Source organism: Acidithiobacillus sp. 'AMD consortium' (genome assembly GCF_008926505.1).
GTDB lineage: Bacteria > Pseudomonadota > Gammaproteobacteria > Acidithiobacillales > Acidithiobacillaceae > Acidithiobacillus > Acidithiobacillus ferridurans.
In genome coordinates this window covers 407,501-429,211 of sequence record NZ_CP044411.1, presented here as the reverse complement: position 1 = coordinate 429,211, position 21,711 = coordinate 407,501, and the positions used below count along the sequence as shown (strand labels likewise).

Below are 21,711 nucleotides of genomic sequence, written 5' to 3'. Positions count from 1 at the left end.
TGCGGCGCGTCTCACCCCATCGCGCGCTTCACCTCCGCAAGCATCTCCTCGAAACTCTTGGCAAAAGCGGCCAGGCCTTCGGTCTGCAACTGCTCCGCCACGGCGCCGTCCATATCGACTCCCAGGCTGGCCAGTTGCGCCATGGTCCGCTGCGCCTCGACCCTGCCGTCTTCGACCCGGGCCACCAGGCTGCCGTGGTCACGGAGCCGGGCCAGCGTGTCGTCGGGCAAGGTGTTGATCGTTTCCGGCCCCATCAGCGGCTCGACATAGAGCAGATCGGGGTAGGCCGGATTTTTGGTGCTGGTGCTCGCCCAGAGCAGATACTGGGGCCGCCCGCCCGCAGCGCGCAACGCCGCAAAGCCCGCACCGTGAAAAACATCCTGATAGATGGCGTATGCCGACTTCGCCATCGCCACCGCCGCCTTGCCCCGCAGCGCCAGCGCCTCCGGCGTGCCGATGGCCTCCAGCTTTTGATCGACCAGCGTATCCACCCGCGACAGGAAGAGACTGGCGACCGCCTTCACCTTACGCGGATCACCGCCGCCCACCACCCACTGCGTCAAGCCCTTCTGATAGGCCGCCAACACCTCATGAACATGCTTCAGCCCGAACATCAGGGTCACATTGATCGACACCCCCTGACCGATGAGTGTGGCGAAGGCGCGGATACCGGCGGGCGTGGCCGGCACCTTGATCAACAGGTTATCCCGCTGCACCAGCCCGCGCAGCCGCAGCGCCTCGGCCACCGTGGCGGCCTCATCCTGGCCCAGCCGCGGCGACTCCTCCCAGCTCACCCAGCCGTCGTCGCCGTCCGTTTCCACATGCACCGCCCGCAACAGATCGCAGGCGTTACGCAGATCCTCCACCACCAGACGCTCGTACAACTCTTCCGCGGAGTCCGCGGGCCGGCAAAGGTCGTCCCGATAGTAGGGGCTGGAGTGAATCGCCTTCTGAAAGATGCTGGGGTTGGACGTCACCCCGCTGATCCCGTCCTCGTCGATATAACGCCGCAGAATGTCGTCGTGGATGAGGGTGCGCGATAGATTGTCCAGCCAGATGCTTTGTCCGATCTGCTTCCTGAGTGCCCGTAAATCCGTTGCCATGCTGGTTCTCCTGACGTGATTCCGCCGAACTGCCCGATACCTCTCTGATCTTCAGTGTAGACCACAGTCGGGCAAGGAAGGTGCCTGCCGCAGTCCAACTTCATACAGCGCCTGCAACTCGCTGCGCACCACGTGAGGATGCCCGCCGCGATGCGGAAATGGCCGATGACGGATAGGGCGCTGGCGATTTGGATGCTGCGAAAATATTTGGGAATGGCGACCGCCGCTGGATTGTCGATGATGGCGGTGATGTCCATGAGTTCGATGAGGGTGTGGCCAGAATGGTCAGGATCCATACACATCCATAAGGCCATTATGTCAGGGGCTTATAATTCAGGAAACCCGGTACGAGTACCAAACGGCTTGCGGAATGCAGATCGCGGACCGAGGTTAAGCATATTGCGTTTGGCTATTAGCTAAACTAGACTAAGTGTGGTCTCGTGGAGAAGGTCAACCATTCCGCGCCGAAAATGTGATGGGGTTGCCGAAGCTGGAGAATTAGGATGCACTCAGTCAACATGCTACAAGCGAAGTCCTCGCTGTCCCGCTTGGTGGACGCCATCGAGAAGGGGCAGGAGCGTGAAATCGTTATTGCCCGTAACGGCCGTCCAGCAGCTAAGCTCGTGCCCATGGAAACATCGCCAGGTGGTAAGCGCATCGGTGTTGCCAAAGGCAAATTCGATGTGCCGGACAGCATCGATACCCACAATGCCGAAGTGGCCCGCATGTTTTTCGGTGAGCAATCCTGAATCTCTTGCTGGATACCCATGTCGCCCTTTGGGCGATTACCGACAGCCCGAAGTTATCGAAAAAGGCACGGGAGATGATCGAGTTGCCGAAGTCTTCGATCTGGATCAGCGCCGCGACTATCTGGGAGATCGCCATCAAGCGCAGTCTTGGACGCGGCGACATGCCGGTATCCAGCCAGGAGGCGATGCGCTACTTTGGTGAATCTGGTTACCGTTTCTTGCCGGTCGAGCCCGAGCATGCGGCGGCCGTCGAGGACTTGCCGGCACATCACGCCGATCCGTTCGACCGAATTCTGGTCGCGCAAGCGCTTGTCGAACCTATGCGACTGATCACTCATGACGCGATGGTGGCCTGTTACAGCGATACCATCATAAAAACATAGGGATGGCGGTTTCACGCTTAGTGTCGTCACGGAAAAGAAACCAGCGCTGGGATACGGAACAAAGTGAATGCGCTGGTACGGGATTGCTTGCGCGGCCCTCATCCGGGATATGGCTGGACACTCGCACAGTATATACCTTTTCATCACTGCAAGCGCCATGACGTTCGGTATCGACAAAACCGTCCGTGCAACGCGTTAAAAAATGTGCGGAAGCCGTTGTCGTAATGCGCCAATATACGGGAACATAATTTTGTCCCGCGTACTGCCGGAAGATTTGACGGACACGACGCGCTTTACCAAGCAGAGCCGCGCAGACGGCGACATGCGCATTTGGAGGATGTGATGCCCCTCCCCTGGATAGCCCCGCCATCCGCACCCCCACCGCCGCAATGCTGGCGAGGGTCACGACCCGCTCCATCCTGAGATGGATAGAAGACGGTACCATGACCGGAGAACAATGCGCGGGCCGACGCGGGGCAACGGACGTCGTCTGGAAGGTGCCCTGGACAGCCTGAAAGGGCGAATCCCCCTGACGCTGGGCGAGCAGATCGTCCAGCACATCATTCATGCCGACGAGGGCGACCCCGCGGCGAAAAACGCCCTGGGCCTGAAGTGGCCCTCGAAGGCCGCCGCCCACGGCCACTCCATCGCCCGGCACCGGGTAGATGCGCTACTGCCGGGGTAAGCGGGCAAACGGGGCAGAAGGCCCGCGCGTCCAGCCAATCCGGGATGGCACCTGGCGGAGTCGGCGATGCTGTTGCAGGGCGCCCCGATCAGACCTATAGTGCAATTCACATATGGTTCTCTGATTTACGGAGGAGCAGGACCGTGAAAGTCATCAAAAACATGAACACCACCGAGCGCTGGCTGCGTATTTACTTCGGCGCCATAATCGCCGCCGTTCTGCTCTGGTACCCCTGGCCATTCTGGGAATGGACGCTGTCCGGCTATCTCCTCATCGCTACGGGGATTTTTGGCTACTGTCCCGTTTATGCCTTCTTGGACGGCCGCAAAAAGAGCGGCAACAGCACCCCCACCGTCCACTGAGCCGGCTCAGCGCCATGGGGCAAGCCCCTATCCGCCCCCTGGTGCGAGGCAACAAAGCCGTTCCTGGCTGTTGCAAAGGTCCGACCGGGTCGTGAGGCCATGACGACACTCCTCGTGCGGCACCCGCCGCCACGCATACCCATGACCGGCGCTTTATGATTTAATTAGTCCTTCATTTTGACAAAATCACAAAATCACACAAATGGCACTGATCGTACAGAAATTCGGCGGTACTTCCGTGGGCAGTGTGGAACGCATCCGGGCCGTCGCGGAACGGGTCACGGCCAGTCATCGCGCCGGCCACCAAGTGGTGGTGGTGGTTTCCGCCATGTCGGGCGAGACGGACCGCCTCCTGCAACTGGCGCGCGCCCTGGCCGATACCCCGGCGGAACGCGAACTGGACACCCTGCTCAGCACCGGCGAGCAGGTGGCCATCGCGCTGCTGAGCATGGCGCTGGAAGGTATCGGTCAACCCGCCATTTCGTTCACCGGCGGGCAGGTCGCCATCAGGACCGATTCCGCCCATAACCGGGCGCGCATCGAGCACATCGACGATCACAAGATCCGCGCGGCGCTGGATGCCGGCAGGATCGTGGTCGTGGCGGGCTTCCAGGGGGTCGATCCCCATGGCAATATCACCACCCTGGGTCGCGGCGGTTCCGACACCACCGCCGTGGCACTGGCGGCCGCCCTGCATGCCGATGAATGCGATATCTTCACCGATGTGGATGGCATTTACACCACCGACCCGCGGGTGGAAACCCGGGCGCGCCGTCTGGATCGCATCACCTTTGAAGAAATGCTGGAAATGGCCAGCCTCGGTGCCAAGGTCCTGCAAACCCGCTCCGTCGAATTCGCCATGAAGTACCATGTTCCCGTGCGGGTCTTGTCGTCTTTTCAGGATGGTCCCGGCACCCTGGTCACCAATGAGGAAAATTCTGTGGAAGCTCCCCGCGTCTCCGGCATCGCCTTCTCCCGCAATGAAGCCAAGATCACCGTGGTCGGCGTGCCCGACCATCCGGGTATCGCCTCCGCCATTCTGGGTCCGATTTCCGCGGCCAATATCAATGTGGACGTGATTCTCCAGAATGTCTCGGAAGCGGGCAAAACCGACTTTACCTTCACGGTGGACCGCAATGATTTCGCCAAGTCCCGCGATATTCTCCAGAGCGTGGCGCGGGGTCTTGGCGCCGAGGACGTGCGGGGCGACACCCATATCGTCAAGGTTTCCGTGGTAGGCGTCGGGATGCGCTCCCACGCCGGCATCGCCGCCACCATGTTTGAAACCCTGGCGCGGGAAAACATCAACATCCAGATGATTTCCACCTCCGAGATCAAGATTTCCGTCGTCATCGAAGAAAAATATCTGGAACTCGCGGTGCGGGCGTTGCACGCAGCTTTCGCCCTGGACGGGGAGGCACCCGCCTGATGCCACTCATGTCCACTTACGCTCGGTTACCGGTCGCTTTTGCAAGGGGTGAGGGCGTCTGGCTTTATGATACCGAGGGGCGCCGTTATCTGGACGCCCTGGCGGGGATCGCCGTCTGCGGCCTGGGGCACAGCCACCCGGCCGTCACCCGCGCCCTGCAGACCCAGGCTGGGCAACTGTTGCACACGTCCAATCTCTACCGTATTCCGGCGCAGGAAAAGCTGTCCGATACCCTCTGCGCCGTCAGCGGCATGGATGCGGCATTTTTCTGCAACAGCGGCGCAGAGGCCAATGAAGCGGCGATCAAAATCGCTCGTCTCCATGGTCATGGCAAGGGCATCGCCGAACCGCAGATTCTGGTGTTCAGCAACGCCTTTCATGGCCGTACCCTGGCGACCCTCACGGCCACCGGCAATTTCCGCATCCAGGAAGGCTTCAGCCCCCTGCTGCCGGGGTTCGTGCGCGCCCCCTATGGTGATCTCCCTACCGTCCGCGCCCTGGTTCAGGCCAACCCCGGCATATGCGCCATTCTCGCCGAGCCTCTTCAGGGCGAAGGCGGGGTGCGTCCGGCACCGGAAGGCTTCCTGACCGGGCTGAGGGAGGTCTGCGACGCGCACGGCCTGCTCCTGATGCTGGATGAGGTGCAGACGGGCATAGGCCGTACCGGGGCCTTCTTCGCCTACCAGCAGATTCCCGGCTTGCGCCCCGACGTGCTTAGCCTGGCCAAGGGGCTGGGCAACGGGGTACCGATCGGCGCCATGCTGGCCCGCCAGCCGACCGCCGCGCTCTTCGGGCCGGGCAAACACGGCACCACCTTCGGCGGCGGGCCGCTGGTCTGCGCCGCTGCCCAGGCGGTGCTCGACACCATGCAGCAAGAGGCCATCCCCGCCCACGCCGGGCGGATGGGCGCCCTGCTCCGGCAGCGCCTGCAGAAGCGCCTTGGCGGGCACCCCGAGGTGCTGGAGATACGCGGCATGGGCCTGATGGTGGGCATCGAACTGGCCCATAAACCCGAACGTCTGGTGGAACGCGCCCTGGAGGCTGGCCTGCTCATCAACGTCACGGCTGAAAAAGTCATTCGTCTGCTGCCCCCGCTGATTCTGCAGGAGGCAGAAATCGATCTTCTCGTCGCTGGCCTGTCCAGCCTTCTGGAATCCGCATCATGAACGTCCGTCACTTTCTGCGCCTCTCCGACCTCAGCCCCAGCGAACTGCGGGCGCTCCTGCAACGTGCCATCGTCCTGAAACAAATCCAGCGGGACGGCGAACGTTACGCCCCTTGCGCGGGCCGGACCCTGGCGATGATCTTCGAGAAATCCTCCACCCGCACCCGGGTATCCTTCGAGACGGGCATGGCCCAATTGGGCGGCCACGCCCTTTTCCTCTCGCCGCGGGATACCCAACTGGGGCGCGGCGAGAGCGTCGAGGACACGGCCAGGGTCATTTCCCGCATGGTCGATATGGTGATGATCCGCACCTTCGGCCACGACAACCTCCTCCGCTTCGCTGCCGCTTCGCGGGTGCCGGTGATCAACGGTCTCTCCGACGACCATCACCCCTGTCAGCTTCTCGCCGATCTGATGACGGCAACGGAACACTGGGGTGATCTGCGCGGCAGGACCGTGGCCTATATCGGCGACGGCAGCAATAATATGGCCCACTCCTGGATGGAAGCCGCGCAGATTTTCGACTTTCGGCTGCGCATCGGCAGCCCGGCGGGGTATGTGCCCAGCGCCGGAATGTTGCAGAGCGGCGGCGCTCAGGTCACGGTCCTGCATGATGCGGTGGCCGCTGTGCGCGGGGCAAACCTGATTGTCACCGACGTCTGGACCAGCATGGGTCAGGAAGAGGAGGCCGCCGCGCGCAAGGCGATTCTCGCCCCCTTCCAGGTCAACGCCACACTCATGGCCGCCGCCGCGCCGGATGCCTTGTTCATGCACTGCCTCCCCGCCCACCGTGGCGAGGAGGTCAGCGCCGAAGTCATCGACGGACCCCGATCCGTCGTCTGGGAAGAGGCGGAAAACCGCCTGCACGCCCAGAAAGCCCTGATGGAATTTTTATTCGGCATCGGCCCCGTGGCCGCACTGCAAGGAGATTGACGCATGGTCAAGAAAGTCGTTCTCGCCTATTCCGGTGGTCTGGATACCTCGGTCATCCTCAAGTGGCTGCAGGACCAGTACCAGTGCGACGTGGTCACCTTCACCGCCGACATCGGTCAGGGTGAAGAGCTGGAACCGGCGCGCGCCAAGGCCGAGAAGCTCGGCGCCAGGGAAATCTTCATCGATGATCTGCGCCAGGAATTCGTCCAGGATTACGTGTTCCCCATGTTCCGCGCCAACACCCTCTACGAGGGCGAGTACCTGCTGGGCACCTCCATCGCCCGGCCCCTCATCGCCAAGCGCATGGTGGAAATCGCCGCCGACGTGGGCGCCGATGCCGTCGCCCATGGGGCCACCGGCAAGGGCAATGATCAGGTACGTTTTGAACTGGGCGCCTACGCCCTCAATCCCGACATTCAGGTCATCGCCCCTTGGCGGGAATGGGATCTGAACTCCCGCGAAAAGCTCCTCGCCTATGCCGAACAGCGCGGCATTCCGGTGGAACGTCACGGCAAGAAATCCCCCTACTCCATGGATGCCAACCTGCTGCATATTTCTTATGAAGGCGGCGTTCTCGAAGATCCCTGGGCGGAGCCCGAAGACAGCATGTGGCGCTGGACCACGGCGCCGGAACAAGCGTCGGACCAGCCCCGTTATCTGGAGATCACCTACGCCCACGGCGACCCCATCGCCGTCGACGGGGAGCCGCTCAATCCCGCGCAGTTGCTGGCGCACCTCAACACCGTCGGCGGCGAGCATGGCATCGGCCGCCTGGACATCGTCGAAAACCGTTACGTCGGCATGAAATCCCGGGGCTGCTACGAGACTCCCGGCGGCACCATTCTGCTCAAGGCCCATCGCGCCATCGAATCCATCACCCTGGACCGGGAGGTCGCCCACATCAAGGATGAACTCATGCCGCGCTACGCCAGCATCATCTACAACGGCTTCTGGTGGAGCCCGGAGCGCCGCGCCCTGCAGACGCTCATCGATCAGAGCCAGCGACTGGTCAACGGCGTGGTGCGCCTCAAACTCTACAAGGGGAATTGTATGGTGGTGGGACGGAAGTCGCAGGAGAGCCTCTTTGACCCACGTATCGCCACCTTTGAAGATGATGCCGGCGCCTACAATCAGAAGGACGCAGGGGGCTTCATCAAGCTCAATGCGCTGCGTCTGCGCATCGAAAAACGTTTGCAGGGTTAAGTCGGATGGCACCCGACCAGCATCTGCCAGTCAACGCACTGGGCAAAACCAGCCGCATCTCTCTGGACGGGCGACGTAGCGAGCGCAGCGTCATTCTCGCCGATGGCAGCATGCACAGCCTCACCCTTCTGCACCCGGGCGTCTATACTTTGAGCAGCGAAGTGGCGGAGACCATCCGGGTACTCAGCGGGATGGCCTACTACCATGCCGAGGGGGGCAATGACGTTCAGGAGTTGCATGCTGGCGACAGCATGGTCATTCCTGCCAGCCAGAGCTACCGCCTGGAAGTGGTGGAGCCTCTGGATTACCTGCTTTCAAGTTAAGGAGATTCTTCTCATGCGCATATTGCACACCATGCTGCGCGTCGCCGATCTGGACCGCGCCATTGCCTTCTACACGGAGGTACTCGGCATGCAACTCCTGCGCCGTAACGATTATCCCGAAGGCAAATTTACCCTGGCCTTCGTCGGTTATCAGAACGAGAATGCCGGGGCGGTAATTGAGCTGACCTATAACTGGGGCGTGGAACGGTACGACCTCGGCGACGGCTTCGGACATATCGCCATAGAAGTTGAGGATGCCGTGGCGGCCTGCGACGGCATCCGCCAGCGGGGCGGAAAGGTGGTGCGCGAGGCGGGACCCATGAAGCACGGCAACACCGTTATCGCCTTCGTGGAAGACCCCGACGGCTACCGCATCGAGTTGATCGAGCGCAAAGCAGACTTTGCCGAACATCCGGCCTGACAGCTGGCAAGCAGGATACAAGCTCCCGTAAATTTGCCATGTTCTCGGGTAGTGCTAGAGATCGCCAGGAGGAATTTTGCGCACCAAAAAGATGCAATCCATTCTCGCTGAACTGAATGATGGTTCAGCCGACATAGACGCCTCCGCGATCATCTCCACCGAGGGCCTGATGCTCGCCTCCGCCATATCCGGAGAGGTGAGTGAAGACCGGGCAGGTGCGGTGATGGCGTCCATATCCTCCCTGGCCGACCGTGCAATGCGCGAGTTCAAACTCGGCAACCTAGAACAACTGGTGATGAAAGGGCGCAATGGCTACGCCCTCATGATCCAGGCGGGGGAATATGCGGCGCTGATCGTTATCGGCTATGGCGATGGACCGGAATGGAGCCTAGCGTTGCTCAGGAGCATTCCCGCGGCAGGCGCCATCAGCGACCTGCTGACACCAGGCTTCGGATGGTCTATGGAAGGGCCTGTTGGGATTCCGCAAGGCTCGATCTAGCCGGTCAAGCCGGTGGAATATCCTGGCTTTCCGGCTCCCATAACGCGTTACCACCCATATTCTGCAAATATTGCTGATGGAGCATGCACTCCTCCGCACTGGCACGGATTACCCGCAGGGGGCCCCGTGGCCGTGACACTGCCGCCGGAATGCCCTCACTCCGACGGTCATCCCCCGCGGACTGCATCTCCGTTGCGGCGGGGCCACCTGCGGCACCCAGCATCCCCATCATATCCACCTGCCCGCCAGTCATCGCCAGGTAGACCTCGGCGAGTATCCGGGTGTCCAGCAAGGCCCCATGCAGTTCACGATGGCGGTTTTCCACACTGTAACGCCGGCACAGACTGTCCAGATCATTTTTCTGGCCGGGATGACGGCGGCGCGCATCCGCCAGCGTATCCATGACGGCCTGTCGCAAAGGCGCCTTCCCCGCCAGTTGCAGTTCGTGATTCAGGAATCCCAGGTCGAAGGGCGCGTTGTGAATGATCAGCTCCGCGTCACCGAGAAACTCCAGAAAGGCATCTGCCACCTCCGCGAAGCCCGGCTGATCCTGCAAAAATTCGTCGGTCAGTCCGTGTATCCGCAACGCCTCGGGATCGCTGCTGCGCTGCGGATTGAGGTATTGCTGGTAATACGCCCCCGTCACCCGCCGGTCGATCAGCTCCACGGCACCGATTTCGATCACCCGGTGCCCCTGCTTCCAGTCGATGCCCGTGGTTTCCGTATCCAGCACCACTTGCCTCACAGCCATCCTTCGCCCTCCCGCGCCTGCCCGCCCGCTGCATACTGGTCCATGACCCGATTCAGCAATGCATCCACCCGTTCATTCTCGATATGCCCGGAGTGGCCTCTCACCCACTCCCACTGGACCTGGTGGCGGGCAGCCACCACCGCCAACAACTCCCAGATATCGCGATTTTTGACCGCCTCCCCGCCCGCCGTCCGCCAGCCCCGCCGCTGCCAGCCAGCCAGCCACTGGGTCATGCCATCCCGCAGATAACGGGAATCACTGGTTACCCGCACGGCGCTGGGTCGCTTGAGCGCCTCCAGACCGCGCAAAGCCGCCGTCAGCTCCATCCGGTTGTTCGTCGTTTCCGGGGCGAAGCCCCATAAGACCCGCTCCTGCCCGGCCAGCCGCAGCCACACGCCCCAGGCGCCGATCCCGGGGTTACCGCGGCACCCGCCATCGGTAAAGAGGTCTATGACTTTTTCGGGCATGGGGCGGTGTTCTCAGGGTCGGGACCAGCATAGGCAACAGGGGCTTCGGACCGGACCTTCTGCCGCCCGGAACGCACGTTGAATGGCCGGACCGCACCCACCAGCGGCCGCTCGGGATCCCGCCGCTGGGCCAGTATCAGATAAGCGTTGGCCCCTGCCGGCCACCAGCGGTCGCCCACCAGCTCCATCCACTGCGCGTTGCGCCTCAGACCCGGAACGGTGTATTGAAAATAACGTCCCTCGCGAAGCACGAAACCCTGCCCCTTGAGCAGACTACGCAGTCGCCCCGGCGGCAGGAAGGGACGCAGCCATGGCCAGGCGCGGTCCCTGCGCCAGAGATGCCAACGGCGTACCACGCTCAGGCTCCCCCCCGGATTGAAGTCCATGATCAGCACATGGCCTTCGGGACGCAGGACCCGCCAGCACTCCTCCAGCACCGCCTGCGGATTGGCCATGCGGGTCAGACAAAAGGGGACGATCACCAGGTCGAAACGCATGGCCGCGAAAGGCATCGCTTCACAGACACCGTAGGCCTGCAGATACTCGTCGGAAGGCAGGGCAAAGCCGTCATTGAGCAATACCCAAGTATGCTCGCGTTCGGGCGGCAGTCCCCAGAAAACGGGTTGTCCGAGCTGCAGAATGGTCTCCGGCTGCAGGCGTTCTATCCAGTGCGGCAGCATATCCCGGGCACGGTCGAGCAGAAGGCGGCCGCTGCGGCCATTCCACCAGACGGCGGCGCGTTGTTGCCGTGGTCGACTTTGGCATCCTGGATGTTGCATATCAGCGCAAGAGCCTTGCGGCGGCGAAAAAGGAAAACACTAACGTCCACCACCCCGCTTCAATGCCATAATGGGCCTATGGTACCTTGCCCGAAGGGAGATGCAAAAATGCCTGTTCATTTTATTCCCGCCTTTACGGATAACTACATCTACGTCGCCGAAACGCCCGAAGGGGCGTGGATTATCGACCCCGGTTGCGCGGAACCCGTCCTTGACTGGTGCGCTGAACATACGCTCCGCCCGAGCGCCATTCTCTGTACCCACCATCATGCGGATCACACCGGAGGCGTGGAAGCGCTGGCGCAGCATTTCGGTATTCCCGTATACGGCGCCAACCGGCGCATTCCGGGGCTGACCCATGCCGTGGCCGAGGGTCGCCTGACGCTGGATGCGGAGATGCTCACGGTGCTGGAGGTGCCCGGCCATACCCGCGATCATATCGCGTATTGGTGGAAAAATGTCCTTTTCTGCGGAGACACCCTCTTCGCCGCAGGCTGCGGGCGCCTCTTCGAGGGTACCGCAGCGCAGATGTTTCATAGTCTGCAACGCCTCGCGGCGCTACCTGATCACACCGCCGTCTACTGCGCCCATGAATACACCCTCACGAATCTGCACTTCGCGGCCCAGGCCGACCCGGACAATCCGGTCATAGTGCAGCGCCAGCAGGAAGCCATCGCACAGCGCGCGCGCAACGAACCCACCTTACCCTCCGGCATGGCCCTGGAACGCGCCAGCAACCCTTTTCTGCGGTGCCGCGAGCCCGCTCTGATCCGCAGCGCCAACGTCTTCGATCCTGCTACGGGGGACGACCCTGTCCGCGTCTTCAGCGCCCTGCGCCGCTGGAAAGACCACTTTTCCTGAGATCAGCGCCGCGCCGGCAGGCACAACCCCTCGAAACGCTCGGTCCAGGCCTTGCGCAAAACCCGCAGGACGGCGTCGGCGTCCACCGCCGCAAGGGTCCGGAGAGACTCTTCCGCCGGGACCAGACGCCCTAGGTAGAGCCATTGCCGCGTCAGGCGGCTCATGCGAATTTCCGCATCCTCCTGCCCGAGGAGGAGCTGAATCCGTAGGCTGCGCTTGGCCCAGATCATATCCGCTACGGTCGGTCCATGCTCCAGCAACATCGCCAGGACCTCTGCCATCGCCGCTGCCGCCTGAACGTGCTGCGCGCCCGGCGCGGCCGCATAGAGCGTCCATTCGCCGCAGTCACGGAGGGGATCAAGATGGGAGAATACCTGGTAGGCCAGCCCGCGCTTCTCACGCAACTCGCGGAACAGATAGGAGGCCGTACCACCGCCCAGTATGGCGTTGGCCACCACATGGGCCAGATAGTCCTCCGCGGCGACGCTGCACCCAGGCGCCATCCAGATCAGGTGCGCCTGCTGCGCCTGGGCGCGGCGCAGCCGTTTCTGTCCGCCATGAAACCGTGGGGCGGGCGCTGCGCTACGAGCCCGCCCCACGCGCCCCCGGAAGGCGGCCTGCGCCCAGGTGCAGAGCGCCCCATGCTCCACTTCTCCGACGGCGGTAATGATCAGCGGCGATTCGGCGAGGATCCGCTGGTGATAGGCTTGCAGGCGCTTGCGACTGGCGGACCGGATGCATCGTGCATTCCCCAGCACCGGCCAGGCCAGGGGATGGGTTCCCCAGATTTCCGCGAGGGCGCGCTCCTGAGCCCAATCCTCCACATCCTCTGCCGCCATGGCCGCTTCCTGAGCAACCACGCGCTTTTCCAGGCGCAGATCGGCGTGGTCGAAGCGCGGCTTCGTCAACAGCTCGGTCAGCAGCGTGAAGGCGTCAGCGGCATCCTCCGCCAGTACCGTCCCGTGAAACACCGTGCTTTCCCGATCTGTAAACGCATTGATGGTACCGCCCAGCGACTCCATGGCCGCATTGAGCGCATCGCCATCGCGCTCCGTGCTGCCTTTGAAGAGCATATGCTCCAGCAGATGGGCAAAGCCGTTTTCGTCCGGGGCCTGATCCCGGCTGCCGTTGCCGACGGTCAGGGACAAAGCCACACTCCGACGCCCGGGCAGTCGCTCGCTGATCACGGTCACACCGTTATCCAGCGTCGTGCATAGAGGTTCGACGGCGCGCGTCATGTCAGGAGACAACAACAAAAGTGGACCGTACCGGTCCACCTGTGTCGCCATTGGCGCTCAACGACGTCGATAAGGATGTCGGTAGACGGATTATTGCGGGATACCCTTCATGCTCAGCTTGATCTTGCCCTGGCGATCCACTTCCAGAACTTTGACATGCACCGCTTGCCCTTCCTTGAGATGGTCGTGGACATCGCTGACCCGTTCGTTGCTGATCTGGGAAATGTGCAGCAGACCGTCGCGTCCCGGCAGAATCGTCACAAAGGCGCCAAAATCCATGATCTTGGCCACCTTTCCGTCGTAAATGACATCGACCTGCACATCCGCCGTCAGCAACTCGATACGTCGCTTCGCGGCGGCGCCGGCTTCACCATCCACCGAGGCGATGGTTACCGTGCCGTTGTCCTGAATATCGATGGTCGCGCCGGTTTCTTCGGTCAGGGCGCGTATGACTTTACCGCCCGGTCCGATGACGTCGCGGATGCGATCCGGATTGATCTGGATGGTAATGATGCGCGGTGCGTAGTCGGACAACTCGCCACGCCCCCTGGACAGCACGCCATTCATCAGTCCGAGGATATGCAGCCGCCCCGCCAGCGCCTGCTTGAGCGCCTGCGCCATGATTTCCCGGGTAATCCCGTCGATCTTGATATCCATCTGCAGGGCGGTCACCCCTTGTACCGTGCCCGCCACCTTGAAATCCATATCACCCAGATGATCTTCATCGCCCAGGATGTCGGTGAGGACGGCAAAACGCTCTCCTTCCTTGATGAGGCCCATGGCCACGCCCGCCACCGGCGCCTTGAGGGGTACGCCCGCGTCCATCAGTGCCAGGGAGGCGCCACAGACAGTCGCCATACTGGAAGAGCCGTTGGATTCCAGCACTTCAGAAACAACCCGCAGGCTGTACGGGAATTCGCCTTCGGTCGGCAGGACCGCGGCTATCGCCCGCTTCGCCAGACGCCCGTGCCCGATCTCCCGGCGCTTGGGCGAACCCACCATACCCGTTTCACCGGTGGAGAAGGGCGGGAAGTTGTAATGCAGCAAAAAGCGGTCACGGCTTTCGCCTTGCAGGGCATCGATGATCTGCTCGTCGCCCTTGGTACCCAACGTCGCCACCACCAGAGCCTGGGTTTCCCCCCGGGTGAAGAGCGCCGAACCATGGGTCCGCGGCAACACACCCGCCTCGATGGTGATGGGCCGCACGGTCTTGCTGTCCCGGCCATCGATGCGGGGCGCGCCATCCAGAATACGTCCACGCACGATGCCGGTTTCAATTTTTTTCAAAAATCCGCGAACCATGTCTCCGCGTCCGGCATCGTCACCGCCAAACTCGATCGCCATGGCCTGCTGCACCTCTTCCAGCCGCTTGCTGCGCGCCTGCTTCTCCGTCAGCGCATAGGCCTCCTGCAGAAGCGGTGTGGCTTTCTCGCGCACCTGCACACCCAGTGCTTCATCGGCCACCGGCGCCACCCACTCCCAGCGCGGTTTGCCGGCCTCGCGCGCCAGCGCTTCAATGGTGTCGATGACGGGCTGGAACTGCGCGTGACCGAACATCACCGCTTCCAGCATGACCTCTTCGGACAACTGCTGCGCCTCGGACTCGACCATGAGTACGGCCTGCCGGGTTCCCGCCACCACGAGATCCAGTTGCGAAGTAGTCAGTTGTGCGTAACTGGGGTTGAGCACATATTGCCCGTCGATGTAAGCCACCCGGGCCGCGCCGATCGGGCCACTGAACGGAATACCGGAAACTGCCAGAGCCGCCGAGGCACCCACCAGTGCCAGAATATCGGGATCGTTATCTCGATCCACCGACACCACCGTAGCGATCACCTGCACTTCGTTCATGAAGCCCTTGGGGAAGAGCGGCCGGATAGGGCGATCGATCAGACGCGACGTCAGCGTCTCCTTTTCCGTGGGGCGCCCTTCCCGCTTGAAGAAACCACCGGGAATTTTGCCCGCGGCGTAGGCCTTCTCCTGATAGTTGACCGTCAGCGGAAAGAAATCCTGGCCCGGCTTCATCTCCCGGCGGCCCACTGCCGTCACCAGAACGACCGTGTCTCCGCTGGAAACCAGCACCGCACCGTCCGCCTGACGCGCCATGCGGCCCGTCTCCAGTTGCAGGCGGCGGCCGCCAAAATCTACTTCTTTCCGAATCATGGTCAAAACTCTCTCCTTACTTGCGCAGACCCAGACGTTCGATCAGCGTGCGATAGCGATTCACATCCCGCTTCTTCAGGTAGTCCAGCAACTTGCGGCGCTGGCCGACCATCCGCAGAAGCCCCTGACGGGAATGGTGATCATGCTTGTTTACCTTGAAATGATCTGTCAGCCCTTCGATTCGGGTGGTCAGCAGGGCAACCTGCACTTCCGGAGAACCCGTATCCCCCACATGGGTGGCATAACCCTGGACAACTTCTGCTTTGACATCATGAGACAACGCCATAATTCCTACTCCTTGGAAATTCTGAAAAATATAAACCCCTAGTTTACGCTCATGAGGCGGCGAGGCGCCACCTTTCCATCGTCCATCACCTCTCCCAGACCGAGAAACTGCTCCCCCGGCCCGTAGAGACGAATGCGCCCGAGAGGAGGCGCATGGGCGACCACGACCCCCTGCCCCTGACGCAGATAATAGGCGGTGTTCTCCGTCAGGGTCACCGCCGGTAAATATTCCAGAGCCAGATCCATGGCCTTGAGGGGGCACTCGCCCCGTCCGAGCACGTCGGCGAGCCCTTCCAGGGTCAGCGCCTGCGCGACATCGAAAGGACCGGTGGACGTGCGCCGCAATTCTTCCACATGCGCACCGCACTCCAGAGCCGCACCGATGTCCTCCGCCAGACTGCGGATGTAGGTACCCTTGGAACAGCGCACGTCCAGCACCAAACGGTCACCGTCCAGGGAAACCAGGTCGAGGGCGTCGATGCGTACCTGGCGTGGCGCCCGCTCCACCTCCAGCCCCTTGCGCGCCAATTCGTAAAGCGGCCTGCCCCCCTGCTTGATCGCCGAATACATGGGCGGAATCTGCGCAATCTCTCCGAGAAACTGCGGCAGCACCGCGCGCACCTGCGCTTCGCTGACCGCAACAGGCCGTTCTTCCAGCACACTGCCTTCGCTGTCGCCGGTGGTCGTGGTCTGGCCCAGCCGCAGGGTCGCCCGATAGGACTTGTCCGCATTGAGAATATAATCCGAGACCTTGGTGGCCTCGCCAAAGAGCAGGACCAGCAGTCCGGTGGCGATGGGGTCGAGACTTCCCGTATGCCCGCCCTTTTTTAGGCCGAGCAGACGCTTGGCCCGTTGCAGAGCGGCGTTGGATGTCAGACCCGCCGCCTTGTCGAGGAGCAGCAGACCATGTTGACAACTCATGGCAGGTCCTCCGGCGCGGGCGGAAGATGGGCCAGGAGTTCCGCCATTTCCGCACCACGGTCAAAACGCGCGTCGTAGACAAATTGCAGTGGTGGGATGCGCCTCAACGCCAACCGCCTTCCCAGCATCTGCCGGATCTCGCCGGCATGGTCCTGCAGAGTTTTGCGCACCGTATCGGCCCGATCGGGGCCATCCATCAACGAAAAATATACGGTTGCCGAGCGCATGTCCGTCGGCAAATCCACCATCGTGATGCTGGGGGGTAGCGGAGACAACCCGGAAGACATGCCGTGCAGACGCGGCAACACCGCCGCTATCTCTTCCCGGAGCAAATGAGCCACCCTGGCGCCGCGCGGGTAGGGGCGATGAGAACCGTGCAACATTGCCTCCTAGACCGTTCGCGCCACTTCAGTGGTTTCAAACACCTCGATGATGTCACCATTCTTCAGGTCATTGAAGTTGCGGATACCCACACCACACTCAAAGCCTTCACGCACTTCCTTGACGTCTTCCTTGAAACGCCGCAGTGAGTCCATTTCTCCGGAATAGATGACCACATCCTGACGGATCACCCGAACCTTCGCGCTGCGCCGCAGGAGGCCGTCGGTAACCATACAACCCGCGACCATGCCCACCTTGGGCACCCGGAATGTCTCACGCACCTGCGCATGACCCAGGATACGCTCACGGATTTCCGGCGCGAGCATACCACTCATGGCGGCCTTCACCTCGTCCACCGCGTCGTAAATGATACTGTGGTAACGAACATCCACCCCGCTATGTTCGATCAGGCGCCGCGCCGGAGCTTCCGCACGCACGTTGAAGCCGATGATAACCGCCTGTGACGCCGCGGCAAGATTCACATCGGACTCCGTGATTCCACCGACCCCGGAGTGGATGACATTGACCTTGACCTCTGCGGTGGAAAGGCGTTCCAAGGTAGTGGTCAAAGCCTCGGCGGAACCCTGTACGTCCGCCTTGATCAGCAGATTCAACTGCTGCAACTGTCCATCCGCTGCCGCCTCGAACAGGCTCTCCAGCGTCGCTTTCTGACTCTTCGCCAGACGTACATCACGGAACTTGCCCTGGCGAAAGAGCGCCACTTCGCGAGCCTTGCGTTCATCCGCCACCACGACCACCTCATCACCGGCCTGGGGAACATCTCCCAGCCCGAGCACCTCTGCCGGCATGCCCGGAGCCACCAATTGTGTAGGTCGCCCGGCATCATCCACCAGCGCCCGGACACGTCCAAATTGCGCGCCGGCCAGAAGCATATCACCCGTATGCAGGGTGCCCTGACGGACCAGCACCGATGCCACGACACCACGTCCACGATCCAGCCGGGACTCGATGACCACGCCCTTCGCCGGACCGTTGATCTGCACATCCAGATCCAGCATCTCCGCCTGCAACAAAATGGCGTCCAGCAGATCATCGATATGCAACCCGGTCTTTGCCGAAACATTCACAAATTGCGCGTCACCGCCCCACTCCTCGGGCACCACTTCATGGCCGGCGAGTTCCTGGCGTATGCGTTCCGGATCCACGGAGGGTTTATCGATCTTGTTGACGGCCACCACAATGGGCACCTTGGCCGCCTTGGCGTGGTGAATCGCCTCGATCGTCTGGGGCATCACCCCGTCATCGGCCGCCACCACCAGCACGACGATATCCGTCGCCTGCGCGCCGCGGGCCCGCATCGCCGTAAACGCCTCATGGCCAGGCGTATCGAGGAAGGTCACCATGCCCTTGGGCGTCTCCACGTGGTAGGCACCGATGTGCTGGGTAATACCCCCGGCCTCACCACTCGCTACCTGGGTAGAGCGAATTCGGTCCAACAGCGACGTTTTACCATGATCCACATGTCCCATGACGGTCACCACGGGGGGCCGACGGCCCATGACCGGCGTCTCTGCCGCCCCTTCTTCCGTCAAAAAAGCCTCGGGGCTGGTGATTCCCACCAGCTTCACCTTGTGTCCCAACTCTTCCACGACGATTGCGGCGGTTTCCTGATCGATCACCTGATTGATGGTGGCCATCACGCCCATCTTCATCATCGTTTTGATCACATCGGTAGCCTTGATCGCCATCCGGCTGGCCAGTTCACCCACGGTGATCGTTTCCGGGAGCGCCACTTCGCGGATGACCGGTGCCACCGCCCACTCGCTGACCGCAGGACCACCCCTGCCGCGGTTTCGTTTGTCTGCGGACTTACGGCGCCGTGCCAGAGCCAGGGCATCGGCATTGCCACCGTCTTCACTACGCCGCCCGCCCCGCCGGGCAGCACCGCCACGGCGGGCGTCGTCGTCGCCGCGCCCCGTCGGCCCCGCTTTTTTGCCTTTTGGCGGCGGCGCTGCCGCGGGCGCTCTGCTAGCCGGCGGTGCTGTGGGACGCGCACGATCCGTGCCGACCGCCGATGTCCTGCCACGATCCAGGGCAGGTCGCTCGGGAATGCGTGAGGGAGTTGCCGCAAGCTTCACTTCGGAACGTGGCGCCTCTTGTACCGCCGCCACCTCTTCGCTCGCGGCCGTCGCATCGTACGGCACCTGCTGCGGCTGATCGACAACCTCCTCCGCAGGCTCCGACTCCCCAGAAACCGTCGCGGGGCCGCCTGCAGCGACCGCTTCCACGGCCGGCGCGAATTCCTGCAAAGCAGCGGCCACCTGAGCATCGACCGGCAACTGTTCCGGTATAGCAGACTCGGTGGCCTCTTCGGCTATCGCTTCCCGTTTGACGTAAGTCCGTTTGCGGCGCACTTCCACTTGTACCGTGCGCGACTTGCCTGCGCCTACGGACTGTTTGATTTCGGTGGTACTGGTGCGGTTGAGCGTAATACGGCGCGGTTCACCGCCACCCTCTCCGTGCGCACTGCGCAACGAAGCCAGAAGACGATGTTTGTCGTCCTCAGTGACCACATCCTCGGCCGCATTCTTGGAAATGCCCGCAGCGTTCAACTGCTCCAACAACCGAGCATTCGTTACACCCAATTCAGCAGCAAAATTGGCGACAGTTACCGTCATAATCCTCATTCTCCGAAACCGCTACCCCGCGACATACATCGCCGGGCCAGGGTCTGTATCAAGCAAACCAGGGCGCACGCGCCTCCAGAATGAGAGCTTTGGCCCGCTCTTCATCCACACCGACCATCTCGCATAGCTCGCTCGCAGCCAGTTCCGCCAGGTCCTCGGAAGTGACAACACCTTTACTGGCCAGTAAGTGCGCTAAACCCTTATCCATACCCTTCAGGGACAACAAGTCTTCCGCGGGTTCACTGAGCGCCACCTGCTCTTCCTGGGCAATGGCCTTATTGAGCAGGACGTCACGCGCACGGCGCCGCAATTCGCCGACGAGGTTTTCGTCCAGACCCTCGATTTCCATCATTTCGGCAACCGGAACATAGGCCACCTCCTCAATGGAGGTAAAACCCTCGCTGACCAACAGGGCGGCCAAGTCCTCATCCACGCCCAGATCCCGGATGAAGTGGTTGAGAAAGGTCGACTCTTCCTCTTCCCGCTTGGCCTGAGCCTCTTCCTCGGTCAGAATGTTGATGGTCCAGCCCGTCAACTGCGTCGCCAGCCGTACATTCTGCCCGGCCCGCCCGATGGCCTGGGACAAGTGCTCCGGTCCGACCACCACATCCATACTGTGCGTGTTCTCGTCGACCACGATGCTGGACACTTCCGCGGGTGAAAGGGCGTTGATCACATAGCTGGCCGGATCGGCTGCCCAGATCACAATGTCAATCCGCTCGCCTTTCAACTCATTGATAACCGTCTGTACCCGGTTGCCGCGCAGACCCACACAAGCCCCCACGGGGTCCACACGCGGGTCATTGGAACGCACGGCCAGTTTCGCCCGTAGTCCCGGATCACGCGCCGCACCCATGATTTCGATCATCCCGTTCCCGATTTCCGGCACTTCCTGGGCGAACAGCTTGATCAGCAACTCAGGACTGGTCCGCGACAAAAATAGCTGCGGCCCCCGCTGCACACGGCGTACATCCTGAAGATGTGCCTTCACCCGATCACCGGGGCGAATGGCCTCACGCGGCATCATCTCCTCTTTTGGCAGAATGGCCTCGGCGCGCCCCATGTCGACGATGGCGTTGCCTTTTTCCATGCGTTTGACCAGACCGCTGACGATATCTCCCTTGCGTATCGCAAAGTCCGATACGATCCGGTCGCGCTCGGCATCCCGCACTTTCTGCACAATCACCTGTTTGGCCGTTTGTGCCGCGATCCGCCCAAATTCGACGGGTGGCAACACTTCTTCGAGGTAGCCGCCTAGCTCCACATCGGGACGGGTTTTCCGGGCATCGCTCAGACGGATCTGCTGATCCGCGTCATAATCCGCGACATCATCCGCAACTACTTCCCATAGCCGGCGGGTTACATAATCTCCGGTCTTACGATCCACATCCACCGCGATATGCCAGTCCTGTCCGTATTTCTTTTTGGATGCGGAAACCAGAGATGCCTCCAGCGCCAGGAAAATGACTTCCCGGTCCACATCCTTCTCATGGGCGACGGCATCCGCCAGATAAAGAAGTTCACGACTCATTGACCTGCTCCTCTCTGCATGTTCCGTCGACTCACCATTGCGGAACCAGCCTTGCCTTGTGGATATCATCCAGGGCGAAGGTCCAGCGCCCTTCGGTATTTTTTAATACAATTTTCTGATCTTCAACGCCCAGCAGCTCACCCTGCAAGCGGCGCCGCCCTTGCGTCAACCCGTGCAGATGAATCTCGGCCTGAGACCCCTTAAATCGTTCAAAGTCGTGTAAATTTTTTAGCGGCCTATCCAGGCCGGGGCTGGAAACTTCGAGGCGGTAGGCGCCATGGATCGGATTTTCCACATCGAGCCACAGGCTGAGCTGGCGACTCACCGCCGCACAATCCTCAATGGTAACCGCAGTGGTTTCATTCTTTTCTATGAAGACCTGTAACGCCACTGCGCGCCCCGTGCGCACCATGCGTGCGTCTACCAGGGTG

Annotated in this window: 25 protein-coding genes (1 of these 25 running past the window's edge); 12 read left to right on the top strand and 13 right to left on the bottom strand. The window is 61.8% G+C overall.

Going from position 1 to position 21,711, the window contains the following annotated elements; all coding sequences use genetic code 11:
• Window positions 1–11: 11 nt before the first annotated feature.
• Window positions 12–1,103: a transaldolase gene (gene tal, locus F6A13_RS02380; protein ID WP_113526929.1), complete on the bottom strand. Its 1,092-nt coding sequence runs from the start codon at window positions 1,101–1,103 to the stop codon at window positions 12–14.
• Between the two features lie 503 nt (window positions 1,104–1,606).
• On the opposite strand from tal, the gene F6A13_RS02375 reads away from it, so the two are divergent.
• Both F6A13_RS02375 and F6A13_RS02370 read left to right on the top strand, forming a co-directional pair.
• Window positions 1,607–1,852, top strand: a complete 246-nt coding sequence (locus F6A13_RS02375) for a type II toxin-antitoxin system Phd/YefM family antitoxin (RefSeq protein WP_113526930.1) — start codon at window positions 1,607–1,609, stop codon at window positions 1,850–1,852.
• A 5-nt stretch (window positions 1,853–1,857) separates the two neighbouring features.
• Window positions 1,858–2,235, top strand: a complete 378-nt coding sequence (locus F6A13_RS02370; RefSeq protein ID WP_126604862.1) for a type II toxin-antitoxin system VapC family toxin — start codon at window positions 1,858–1,860, stop codon at window positions 2,233–2,235.
• On the opposite strand, the gene F6A13_RS02365 is transcribed toward F6A13_RS02370, so the two are convergent.
• Window positions 2,222–2,641: a hypothetical protein gene (locus tag F6A13_RS02365; RefSeq protein WP_126604860.1), complete on the bottom strand. Its 420-nt coding sequence runs from the start codon at window positions 2,639–2,641 to the stop codon at window positions 2,222–2,224. The two genes, F6A13_RS02370 and F6A13_RS02365, sit on opposite strands and share 14 nt — an antisense overlap.
• A gap of 51 nt (window positions 2,642–2,692) precedes the next feature.
• On the opposite strand from F6A13_RS02365, the gene F6A13_RS02360 reads away from it, so the two are divergent.
• From F6A13_RS02360 to F6A13_RS02320, 9 genes are all read left to right on the top strand, one after another.
• Window positions 2,693–2,920 (top strand): hypothetical protein, encoded by a 228-nt coding sequence (locus F6A13_RS02360; protein ID WP_225981915.1) that lies wholly within the window; start codon window positions 2,693–2,695, stop codon window positions 2,918–2,920.
• A gap of 143 nt (window positions 2,921–3,063) precedes the next feature.
• The gene (locus F6A13_RS02355) at window positions 3,064–3,282 is read left to right on the top strand and encodes a DUF2892 domain-containing protein (RefSeq protein ID WP_126604858.1); all 219 of its coding nucleotides are present in this window, start codon (window positions 3,064–3,066) and stop codon (window positions 3,280–3,282) included.
• Between the two features lie 202 nt (window positions 3,283–3,484).
• Complete coding sequence (locus tag F6A13_RS02350) at window positions 3,485–4,711, top strand: aspartate kinase (RefSeq protein WP_126604856.1); 1,227 nt, start codon at window positions 3,485–3,487, stop codon at window positions 4,709–4,711.
• On the top strand, window positions 4,711–5,877 hold the full coding sequence (locus F6A13_RS02345; protein WP_126604854.1) for an aspartate aminotransferase family protein: 1,167 nt from the start codon (window positions 4,711–4,713) through the stop codon (window positions 5,875–5,877). The genes F6A13_RS02350 and F6A13_RS02345 overlap by 1 nt, the downstream gene beginning before the upstream one ends.
• Entirely contained in the window at window positions 5,874–6,809 is a 936-nt protein-coding gene (gene argF, locus F6A13_RS02340) for an ornithine carbamoyltransferase (protein WP_126604853.1), read from the top strand. The genes F6A13_RS02345 and argF overlap by 4 nt, the downstream gene beginning before the upstream one ends.
• Before the next feature lie 3 nt (window positions 6,810–6,812).
• The gene (locus F6A13_RS02335; protein WP_113526936.1) at window positions 6,813–8,012 is read left to right on the top strand and encodes an argininosuccinate synthase; all 1,200 of its coding nucleotides are present in this window, start codon (window positions 6,813–6,815) and stop codon (window positions 8,010–8,012) included.
• 5 nt (window positions 8,013–8,017) lie between these two features.
• A complete protein-coding gene (locus F6A13_RS02330) occupies window positions 8,018–8,335 on the top strand; it encodes a pyrimidine/purine nucleoside phosphorylase (RefSeq protein ID WP_113526937.1) in 318 nt (105 codons plus the stop codon).
• A gap of 13 nt (window positions 8,336–8,348) precedes the next feature.
• Window positions 8,349–8,756, top strand: coding sequence for a lactoylglutathione lyase (gloA, locus tag F6A13_RS02325; protein ID WP_113526938.1), 408 nt, complete (start codon window positions 8,349–8,351; stop codon window positions 8,754–8,756).
• Window positions 8,757–8,832: 76 nt separating this feature from the next.
• Complete coding sequence (locus F6A13_RS02320; protein ID WP_225981914.1) at window positions 8,833–9,255, top strand: roadblock/LC7 domain-containing protein; 423 nt, start codon at window positions 8,833–8,835, stop codon at window positions 9,253–9,255.
• Between the two features lie 4 nt (window positions 9,256–9,259).
• On the opposite strand, the gene dnaQ is transcribed toward F6A13_RS02320, so the two are convergent.
• Genes dnaQ through F6A13_RS02305 form a run of 3 tightly spaced genes read right to left on the bottom strand, consistent with a single transcriptional unit; the run spans window position 9,260 to window position 11,252 of the window.
• Window positions 9,260–10,006 carry a DNA polymerase III subunit epsilon gene (gene dnaQ / locus F6A13_RS02315; protein ID WP_126604851.1) on the bottom strand — a complete coding sequence of 249 codons (747 nt, stop codon included), beginning with the start codon at window positions 10,004–10,006 and terminating at the stop codon, window positions 9,260–9,262.
• Entirely contained in the window at window positions 9,997–10,473 is a 477-nt protein-coding gene (gene rnhA / locus F6A13_RS02310) for a ribonuclease HI (RefSeq protein ID WP_126604849.1), read from the bottom strand. Before rnhA ends, dnaQ begins: the two co-directional genes overlap by 10 nt.
• Window positions 10,455–11,252: a class I SAM-dependent methyltransferase gene (locus F6A13_RS02305; RefSeq protein WP_126604847.1), complete on the bottom strand. Its 798-nt coding sequence runs from the start codon at window positions 11,250–11,252 to the stop codon at window positions 10,455–10,457. Before F6A13_RS02305 ends, rnhA begins: the two co-directional genes overlap by 19 nt.
• A 108-nt stretch (window positions 11,253–11,360) precedes the next feature.
• Here F6A13_RS02305 and gloB point away from each other — a divergent pair, with 108 nt between their 5' ends.
• On the top strand, window positions 11,361–12,113 hold the full coding sequence (gene gloB / locus F6A13_RS02300) for a hydroxyacylglutathione hydrolase (protein ID WP_126604845.1): 753 nt from the start codon (window positions 11,361–11,363) through the stop codon (window positions 12,111–12,113).
• Between the two features lie 2 nt (window positions 12,114–12,115).
• Here the strand turns inward: gloB and F6A13_RS02295 are convergent, their stop codons facing one another.
• From F6A13_RS02295 to rimP, 8 genes are all read right to left on the bottom strand, one after another.
• Window positions 12,116–13,306 carry a M16 family metallopeptidase gene (locus F6A13_RS02295; protein WP_225981913.1) on the bottom strand — a complete coding sequence of 397 codons (1,191 nt, stop codon included), beginning with the start codon at window positions 13,304–13,306 and terminating at the stop codon, window positions 12,116–12,118.
• 135 nt (window positions 13,307–13,441) lie between these two features.
• Window positions 13,442–15,514 (bottom strand): polyribonucleotide nucleotidyltransferase, encoded by a 2,073-nt coding sequence (gene pnp, locus F6A13_RS02290; RefSeq protein WP_126604841.1) that lies wholly within the window; start codon window positions 15,512–15,514, stop codon window positions 13,442–13,444.
• A gap of 16 nt (window positions 15,515–15,530) precedes the next feature.
• Entirely contained in the window at window positions 15,531–15,800 is a 270-nt protein-coding gene (rpsO, locus tag F6A13_RS02285; protein WP_113526945.1) for a 30S ribosomal protein S15, read from the bottom strand.
• A 38-nt stretch (window positions 15,801–15,838) separates the two neighbouring features.
• Complete coding sequence (gene truB / locus F6A13_RS02280; RefSeq protein WP_126604839.1) at window positions 15,839–16,720, bottom strand: tRNA pseudouridine(55) synthase TruB; 882 nt, start codon at window positions 16,718–16,720, stop codon at window positions 15,839–15,841.
• A complete protein-coding gene (locus F6A13_RS02275; RefSeq protein WP_113526947.1) occupies window positions 16,717–17,103 on the bottom strand; it encodes a ribosome-binding factor A in 387 nt (128 codons plus the stop codon). The genes truB and F6A13_RS02275 overlap by 4 nt, the downstream gene beginning before the upstream one ends.
• Window positions 17,104–17,109: 6 nt before the next feature.
• Window positions 17,110–19,740, bottom strand: coding sequence for a translation initiation factor IF-2 (gene infB, locus F6A13_RS02270; RefSeq protein WP_126604837.1), 2,631 nt, complete (start codon window positions 19,738–19,740; stop codon window positions 17,110–17,112).
• A gap of 58 nt (window positions 19,741–19,798) precedes the next feature.
• The gene (nusA, locus tag F6A13_RS02265; protein WP_113526949.1) at window positions 19,799–21,280 is read right to left on the bottom strand and encodes a transcription termination factor NusA; all 1,482 of its coding nucleotides are present in this window, start codon (window positions 21,278–21,280) and stop codon (window positions 19,799–19,801) included.
• Between the two features lie 31 nt (window positions 21,281–21,311).
• Window positions 21,312–21,711 carry the 3' portion of a ribosome maturation factor RimP gene (gene rimP / locus F6A13_RS02260; RefSeq protein ID WP_113526950.1) on the bottom strand. It continues 62 nt past the right edge of the window, so 400 of the gene's 462 nt are visible here — the last part of the coding sequence; its start codon lies off the right edge, out of view; the stop codon is at window positions 21,312–21,314.